The following is an 8,832-nucleotide window of genomic DNA, read 5'->3' on the forward strand; positions in this document are numbered from 1 at the left end:
GACCGTGAAACGACTTTGCGCCGATGATAGTGCTGCAACCAGTGTGAAAGTAGGTTATCGTCAGGCTAGTTATATAGAAAAGCCCCACTCAGTGATCTGAGTGGGGCTTTTCGCTTTGGGCCTTCAGAAGCTCCCCCGCATTGACCTGGGCGCAACCCCGCACTATAGTCGTCAATCGACCGACTGCCTTCAATGAGATGACCGCACTTGCCCGGTCTGCAGGAGATCTGTTATGGACACATTTGCCGCCGCAAAGCGGCAATTTCGGTTGCAACTGCGTCCGGACGAAGTGCAGATCGAAGCCGATTGGCCAGGCAACACGCCCGCACTCGACGAAATCCAGCTTGCGCTGTCGCAGCTGGCCGATTGGGGCAACCTGGAGGCGCATCCCGATACGGCGCGCGTGTCGAGCGTGGAAGACTTTTACCGGGCGCGTTTTCTCTATCGTCTTTCGCTCGGTGGCGAGGCCGTTGAAGCCGGACTGGCCGTATTTGCACGTACTCTCGCACGCCAGAGTGAGCTGCAAACCGTCGCTCTCGAAGATATCCTCACCCAGCTCAACGCTCTGCTGGCACTGGCCGGTGAAACAGCGCCCGACCCGGCCAAGGTGCACACCGCCCTGCGTGATTTGGTGCGCGTGTTCGACGGCCTGGCCGATAACGCCCAGGCCTTCATGGCCAGCGTTGCCCGCACCATTGAATTACAGCAGGCGGACGTGCAAGCCGCGATCGCGTTCAAGCAGCGCCTGATCGACTACCTGCAGCGCTTTGTCAGCGACCTGGTTGGCCGATCCGGCGCGATCGCCAAGCGCCTGCTCGAGTTGGACGGACACATCGCGCCGTTGATCTTGCTGGCCGCGCAGCGCGAACGACGCGATGCCGCGCCGTGCGATGAGCCCGAACAGGCTGCGGCGCTTGCCGAGCGGGCCGCGATCTGGCGCGAGCGCTGGCGTGGTCTGTCGCGCTGGTTCATCAGCGATGGCCATATTCAGGCGCAGTCCGAACTGTTGCGGGCCAGGGTGCGCGCCGCGATTCCGCAACTGCTGGCGGCCGTGGCCAGCCTGAACGAGCGGCGTAGCGGCCGCAGCGACCGCTCGGCCGATTTCCGTATCCTGGCGCGCTGGTTCGCCGACACGGCAGACGATCCAGAAGCGCACCAGCTGTGGCGCGCCAGCTTCGCACTCAATCCGGCACGCCATTTCAGCCTGCAGGCAGATGGCGCCAATGCCGATCCGGTCCCTGCAAGTACTGCCTGGGCCGATGCGCCGCCGGTGCGCATCCATCCGCGTCTGCGCGAGCAGGGCGAACTGACGCCACGTGGCGCCGCGCCCCATGTGCGTGCGCGTGATACCGAACGTGCCATGCTGGCAGCGCGGGTCGCACAAGAACGCGCGGAGATCGACGCCGCACGCGCAATCCTCACCACTGGCCAGGCGACCCGCCTGTCAGAACTCGGCGTGCTCGATGCGCACGCGTTCCGGCTGTTTCTGAATTTGCTCGGCGAAGCGCTGGTCATCCAGTCGGGGCCCGGCGCCGAGGTGATGTGCCAGAGTTCTGACGGCTTGCTGCAGATTCATCTGGTCCCGCTGGCAGCTGACAGCATCGCCAGCATCCACACCAGTTCCGGCACCTTCACCGGACGCGATCATCTGCTGACGATCACCACCACCGAAGACGATCATGGTGGGTGAGGCCAATACACGGGCGTCTGGCGCAGCCCAGGTCAAGGATGTCCTTGCGCGCCACCGCGAAGACGAGCGCCGCGACGCCCTGCGCGCGCTGTTGATGTGCCCCTTGATGACGGCGCTGCATCCGGCCTTCAATGCGGTGCGGCGCCACGAGCGCGAACTGCGTGACTGGTTTTCGCAGGCGGCTGGCTGGATACTGCATGTCGAGCGCGATTGCGCGCGCCTGTACAAGCGGCCCGCCGACGTGGGCGACGCCACGCGCGGCGCGGCCGGCTTCGATCGGCGCCGCTATGTACTATTTTGCCTGGCCTGCGCCGCACTGGAGCGCGCCGAACCGCAAATTACCTTGCGCACGCTGGGCGAGAAATTGCTCGCCTTGGCCGCCGACCCCGAACTTGGGACCCGCGGCTTCACCTTCACCATGGAGAGCCATCACGAGCGCCGCGAGCTCGTGGCAATTTGCCGCTACCTGCTGTCGCTCGGGGTGCTGCTGCGCGTGGCCGGTGATGAAGATGCGTTCGTCAGCAAGGTTGGCGACGCGCTCTACGATGTGCAGCGACGCGCTTTGGCCGGATTGCTGGCGGCTGCGCGCGGCCCCTCGACCTGGCCACCCGAAAACGCGCCGTCGCAGATCGACGAGCGCCTGGCTGCCCTCACCGACGAGTTCACGATCGATAGTGACGAGGGGCGCCGTACGGCGATGCGCCATTACCTGGCGCGCCGCCTGCTCGACGATCCCGTCGTCTACCTCGACGAGCTTGACAATCGCCCGGCCCTGCGCGCGTATTTCCAGAATCAGCGCGGCGCGCTGGCGGCGCGCCTGGGCGAGGCCACCGGGTTGAACGCCGAGCAGCGCGCCGAAGGACTGGCCCTGGTCGATAAGACCGGCGAACTGACCGATGTCGCCATGCCGGCCGCCGGTACTGTCTCGCATGTCACCTTGCTGGTCGCCGAGTTCCTGGCCGGAGCCGGGCGTGCGCATCCCGCCGGGCCCGTGTGTGAAGCGGCGGTGGCCGAGGCCGTGCGAGGCCTGATTCCCGACTATGGGAAGTTCTGGGCCAAGTCTGCGCGCGAGCCTGGTGCCGAGGCCGACCTTGCACGCAATGCGCTGGACCGCCTCGAGATGCTGCGCCTGATCCGGCGCGACGGCGATGGCGTGTACCCGCTGCCGGCGCTGGCGCGATTCGCGCTCGGTGATGCCGAACTGGTGACGCGCAAGCGCACTGCAACCAAGGGCGCCGAGCGCGCCCAGAATGCCCTATTCTGATGCCAGACTCCCTGTTTTCATCGGTAATCGCAGCTGCGCCGCCGGCACTTCCCGAGCCAATGCAGGCGCGTTGGCAGCCGCTGCGCATTGGCCTGGTCGAGCTGTTTCACTACGATAGCGAAGAGTTCTGGTTCCGCGACGGCCATCTGCTTTTACGCGGGAATAACGGCACCGGCAAATCGAAGGTGCTGTCTCTCACGCTGCCGTTCCTGTTCGATGCCAGCATCAAGTCGTCGCGCATCGAACCCGATGGCGATCCCACCAAGAAGATGGCGTGGAATCTGCTGTTGGGGAAACACGAGCGGCGCGTCGGTTATGCCTGGATCGAGTTCGGCCGCATTGGGGACGATGGCCAGCCACGCTACCTGACGCTCGGCTGCGGCCTGTCGGCGGTCGCGGCCCGCACACAGGTCGATACGTGGTACTTCATCACCGAGGGCCAGCGGGTCGGACGTGACCTGTGGCTGATCAACGAGCAGCGCGCGGTGTTGGGCAAGGAGCCCCTGGCGCAAGCCATCGACGGCAGCGGCCAGTTGTTCGAGACCGCGCAAGCCTATCGCCGTGCGGTGGACGAGCGCTTGTTCCATCTTGGCGAAGCGCGTTACGCCGCACTGATGGACACCCTGATCCAGCTACGCCAACCGCAACTGTCGAAAAAGCCCAACGAAGACAATCTGTCGAACGCGCTGACCGAAGCACTGGCGCCGCTGCCGGATGAATTGTTGGCCGACGTGGCAGAGGCCATGAACCAGCTGGAAGAATATGGCCAGCAGCTCACCGAGCTGAATGAACTGGCCAAGGCGATCGGCCAGTTCAACCGGCGCTACCGCCAGTACGCGCGCGTCAATGCGCGCCGCCAGGCGCGGGTGCTGCGCGCCGCGACGACTGCATTCGACAACGCCAGCCGCGACCTGAACGAGGCGCGCACGGCGCTCGAGGCCGAAGCCAGCAACCAGGGCGTCCTGCAACAGGCGCTCGAGGCGGCCGAGTCCCGCCAGCTGCGCGAACGCGCAGCGCTCGACGAAATGCAGGCCGACCCGCTGATGCGCGACGCCAACCCTATCGATGAACTTGCGCGCAATCTGGCGCAGCGCCAGCGCGATGTTGTCACGGCTGAAGCGGCGCTGCGCGAAGCAGCGCAGCGGCAAGCGCGCGATGCCCATGAGTTGATTGGGTATGCCGAGCGTGCCGATGCCGCATGCGCCGCGCTCGCGCAGTCGGCGGCGCAGTTCGGCGCGGCGGGCCAGGTGGCTGGCCTGGCAGCGCGCGAGGAGTTTGCCGCGGCGGCAGCCTGCTTTGCATAGCCCGAGCTGCTGGCAGGCCTGGAGGCTGCGCAGTACGAACAAATGCAGCGCGCATTGCGCAGCATGGATCTGCAGAGGAGGGCGGATGTGGCTGTTGTCGATGCCGGCCTGCGTCAGCTCGGCACAGCCGCGCAAGCGTGCGATGCGGCGCAGGAGCGGCGCGACGAGATCGCCGACAGCCTGGCCGATGCCACAGCACGGGTCATGCATGCCGAGGACGAGCTCGTCGCACAGGGCGACGCGCTGATCGACGCCTGGGATGTGCACGTGGCGGGTCTGCGTGAACTGGCGCTGGACGCGACAGCGGTGCTGCCGGCCCTGGGCGACTGGACCCGCAGTCTGGAGGGCGAGAATCCGGCGCGCAGCGCACTGATGCGCGCCCAGCACGACAGCAGTATGCAATTGGCCCACGACGAGGCGGACGTACAGGCCCGCCGCGCGGCCTTCACTGCCGATGCCCTGGCGCTGGAACAGGAGCGCGAGCGCCTGACGCAAGGTGAAGACAGCGCGCCGCCGGTGCCGTATCCACGCGGCCCCGCAGTGCGCCCGGCCGGCCGTCCGGGCGCGCCATTCTGGCAGCTCGTCGAGTTTCGCGAGGGCGTCACCGATGTCGCCGCGCGCGCCGGCCTGGAAGCCGCGCTGGAAGCAGCAGGCCTGCTTGACGCCTGGGTTAGTCCCGACGGCGCCATCGACGCCGGCGCCGATGCGCCGCGATTCGACACGCTGCTAAGCGCGCGGACCGTGCAGCCAGCCTCGCTTGTTGCCTGGTTGGCGCCGTCGCAATCGTGCCCGGTCGACCCGCGCCAGGTCGAATCCTTGCTCGCATCGATCGCCTGCAGTGATGGTGACGATGACCTGGTTGCCGAAGCCTGGGTGGCGCCCGACGGGCGCTTTCGTATAGGACCGTTGAGCGGCGCCTGGAACAAGCCGGCCGCCGCGTACATCGGTGCGGCCAGCCGTGCCGAAGCGCGCCGACGGCGCATTGCGGAAATTGGCGCGCTGCTGGTCGCGCTGGGGCGCGAGCAGGCCCTGCTCGACGATGCACTTGCGCGCCTGGCGCTGCGGCGCAGCCACGCTGGCTTGGACTGGGACGCAGCGCCGTCGGACACGGCGTTGCGCAGCGCGCACGTGCAGGTCGGCGCGCTGGAGCGTGAGCGGCGCCAGGCGGCCGAGCGCGTGGCTGGCGCCGAGTCGCGACTCGTTGTCGCTCTCGATGCCTGGCGCGCGGCGCGTACGGCACTGCTGAGCGACGCCGCCGACCTGCAACTACCACCCGAAGAAGACGCACTGGCGGCGGTGTCAGTAGCGCTCGACGCAGCCGGGCAGGCGCTTCAGGATCTGCTGCTGCAGGCCCAGAGCGTCCGGCAGGCATTGCCGGAGCGGCGGCGCCAGCAACAACGGGCCGACGAGAGGCGCCCGGAACTCGCAGAGCGGGAAGAGCACCACGCGCGTTGCGCCGAAGCAGTTGATGAGGCCAGAACGCGCCTGGACACGTTGCGCGAACGCGTCGGTGCGCAGGTGAGTGAGCTTACGGCCCGTCTGGCTGCGACGCGGCAGGCAGTGGTCAACGGTGAAGCGGCGCTCAAGCTTGCCCGCAACCGGCTTGGCGCGGCCAGCGAGGCGCGAGCGCGCAGCGAGCAGCGCGCCGAGAGTGCGGCGGCCGTCCTGGAAGAACGGACCTTACTGCGCCATGGCGCCGTGAGGGGTCTCGAGCAATTCAATGCCACCGGCCTGTTGGCCATCGCGCTGCCCGAACTCGAGTTACCGGCCGCTGGCTGGGGCTTTGACGCCGCGCTGGGCGTGGCGCGCCGCGCCGAGCAACTGTTGCAGGAAGTCGACGCCGAGGACGCCGACTGGTCGCGCGTGCAAAGCGCGTTCTCGCGCGACTATTCCGATTTGCTTACCGCGCTTACGGCGCTGGGCCATCAGGGGCAGGCCGAGCCAAGCGACTACGGCATGATCGTGACAATCGTCTACCAGAACCGGCTGCAGCGGCCGGATGTCATCGAAGCTGCCGTGCGTGGTGAAATCGTCCAGCGCCGCGAGCTGCTGACTGCGCGCGAAACCGAGGTCCTGGAAAACCACCTGCAGGCCGAAGTGGCAGCGGCAATCCAGCGCCGCCTGCAGGAGGCCGACCGGCGCGTGGCAGCCATCAACGCCGAACTGGCAAAGCGTCCGACATCGACCGGTGTGCGCTTTCGCCTGTTGTGGCAAGCACTGGAGGAGGGCAGCGAGGGCGCGCCGGTGGGACTCGACGCGGCGCGCAAGCGCCTGCTCAACACGAGCTACGATGCCTGGTCGCCAGAGGACCGGCAAGTGGTGGGAAGGATGCTGCAGAACCGGATCGCGACCGAACGCGCGCGCGACGATGCCGGTCGCAGCGGCAGCCTGCTCGAACTGCTGGCGCGCGCGCTGGATTACCGGCGCTGGCACCGCTTCCGCGTGCAGCGTTGGCAAGACGGGCAATGGCGGCCGCTGTCGGGGCCTGCGTCCAGTGGCGAACGTGCACTGGGCCTGACCGTGCCCCTGTTCGCCGCAGTGTCGAGTTTTTATACGCATGCCGGATCGCGCCACGCGCCACGTCTGGTACTGCTTGATGAAGCCTTTGCCGGCATCGATGACGCCGCGCGGGCACACTGCATGGCTCTGGTGCGCGAGTTCGACCTGGACTTCGTCATGACCAGTGAGCGTGAATGGGCCTGTTACGCCGAACTGCCGGGCGTGTCGATTTGCCAGCTGCAGCGGCACGAAGGCATCGATGCTGTGTATGTATCGCGCTGGAGTTGGGATGGCCGCGCGAAACGACTCGAAGAAGATGGCGTGCGGCGCTTCCCTGACGTGGCCGACGCCACCACCGCCGCATGAGCGAAGTGAACGCACGACTGACGCGCTTGCTCGGCGGCGTAGCCCTGGCGCCACTGCGGGCGCGGCTGCGCAGCCGGTATCAACGCGGCCGCAGTGGCGGTGTGGTCACGCTTGGTAAGCTGGATCGGGGAGAGCGCGATGCCCTGGCCGGGCTGCTCGGCCGGCGTCCGAGCGAAGGCGGATCGCTACGCTTCGATATCGACGAACTCGACGCGCGCCTGCGTGACGCCGGACTGGCCACGTCCTTGCGCCATGCGCTCGAGCTGCTCGACGGGCCGCTGATCGACCTGGTTTCCGCGCGTGCGGAAACGGCGCGCCAGTGGGATGCCATTCGCCTGACGGCGGTCAATGTGCGGTTGGCCGCCTTTCTCGCCGATGGCCGCGGCCTGGGCCTGCTCAAGCGGCTGGCCAATGACCTGCCCGTCGCGGCGCAGCTGATCGATCAGGTACAGACCGTGCTGGCCCAACTACCGGCGGCGGCTGTCACACGATCGCATCTGGCGGCGCAGTTGCTGGGCGATGCGCATGCACTCGACCCAGGCAGCCCGGTTGCCACCATTGTGCTGGCGGTCCTGCGGCGTGCGCGCGCCGACGATGACGACTACCAGGGCGAGGAAACAGTGCGCGAGCTGTGGGCGGCTGCTGGTGTAATGGTCAATGAGCTGGCGCGGCCGGCGTTGTTCCTGAACTTGCCGCGCCACGCAGGCCGTGACTGTGCCACTGGTGAGCCGGACTACCTGTCGCTGCGCGCGCTGCTGCGCTCTGCGCCGGCCTGGGACGTTGCCAAGCGCGACGTCTACGTTTGTGAAAACCCGAACCTGGTGGCGATCGCTGCCGACACGCTGGGGCGGCACTGCGCGCCGTTGGTCTGCACCGACGGCATGCCTGCCGCAGCGCAACGAACCTTGTTGTTGCAACTGGCTGCAGCTGGTGCACGGCTGCGGTATCACGGCGACTTCGACTGGCCCGGAATAGCGATTGCCAATACGGTCGTTGACATGGTCGGTGCGGCGCCCTGGCGCTTTGACGCAGCCGATTACTGCGCCGCACTTGAACGCAGCATCGGCGCCAGTCGGCCGCTGGCGGGAAACCCGGTGCAGGCGCGGTGGGATGGCGCTCTGACTGCAGCGATGCAGGTGCGGGGCCGCGCGTTCGATGAAGAAGCGCTTGCCGGAGCGCTGCTCGTTGATTTGGACGGGCGTTGTTAACGTGGCCCTTGCCAGAGGCGTATTTGGCTTGCCGTGATTCGCCCCCTCATGAAAACGACAACGAAATCAAATAGTTGCGGTAACACTAAGGCCGCTTGATTTTGCGGGATGTCAAAAAAGAACTTGACGAACATCGAAAAACACTGCATAATCTCTTTCCTCTGCTGCTGACGAACAAAACGATTCGAAGCAAGCGGCAGATGAAGTAGCACCAGATAAAGTTCTTTAAAAATTAACAGTCGATAAGTGTGGGCGTTTGATGAGGGTGCCAAGAACTTCGGTTCTTGATTACTTAAATTATCAAATGTTCACAAAAAAGAAATACGTTACTTCAGCAATGAAGTAACGGTCAGTATTTTGAGTGGGCGACCCCTGCAGCAATGCAGGGTGGCAGAAATGCCAACAAACAGAGATTGAACTGAAGAGTTTGATCCTGGCTCAGATTGAACGCTGGCGGCATGCTTTACACATGCAAGTCGAACGGCAGCGCGGGGCAACCTG

General features: G+C 66.1%; 3 protein-coding genes, 1 rRNA gene and 1 pseudogene. All 5 read left to right on the forward strand.

Annotated features, from left to right (window positions below; all coding sequences use genetic code 11):
- Positions 1-232 precede the first annotated feature (232 nt).
- Positions 233-1,690 (forward strand): TIGR02677 family protein, encoded by a 1,458-nt coding sequence (locus tag AC56LV_RS24365; RefSeq protein ID WP_499561527.1) that lies wholly within the window; start codon positions 233-235, stop codon positions 1,688-1,690.
- Positions 1,680-2,954: a TIGR02678 family protein gene (locus AC56LV_RS24370; protein WP_499561529.1), complete on the forward strand. Its 1,275-nt coding sequence runs from the start codon at positions 1,680-1,682 to the stop codon at positions 2,952-2,954. The genes AC56LV_RS24365 and AC56LV_RS24370 overlap by 11 nt, the downstream gene beginning before the upstream one ends.
- A 59-nt stretch (positions 2,955-3,013) precedes the next feature.
- Positions 3,014-7,123: pseudogene (locus tag AC56LV_RS24375) on the forward strand (TIGR02680 family protein).
- Positions 7,120-8,331: a TIGR02679 family protein gene (locus AC56LV_RS24380; RefSeq protein WP_499561531.1), complete on the forward strand. Its 1,212-nt coding sequence runs from the start codon at positions 7,120-7,122 to the stop codon at positions 8,329-8,331. The pseudogene AC56LV_RS24375 and the gene AC56LV_RS24380 overlap by 4 nt, the downstream one beginning before the upstream one ends.
- A gap of 415 nt (positions 8,332-8,746) precedes the next feature.
- Positions 8,747-8,832, forward strand: a 16S ribosomal RNA gene (locus AC56LV_RS24385); the annotation flags it as partial.

The sequence above is a fragment of the Telluria sp. RB2R28 genome, from assembly GCF_059685835.1.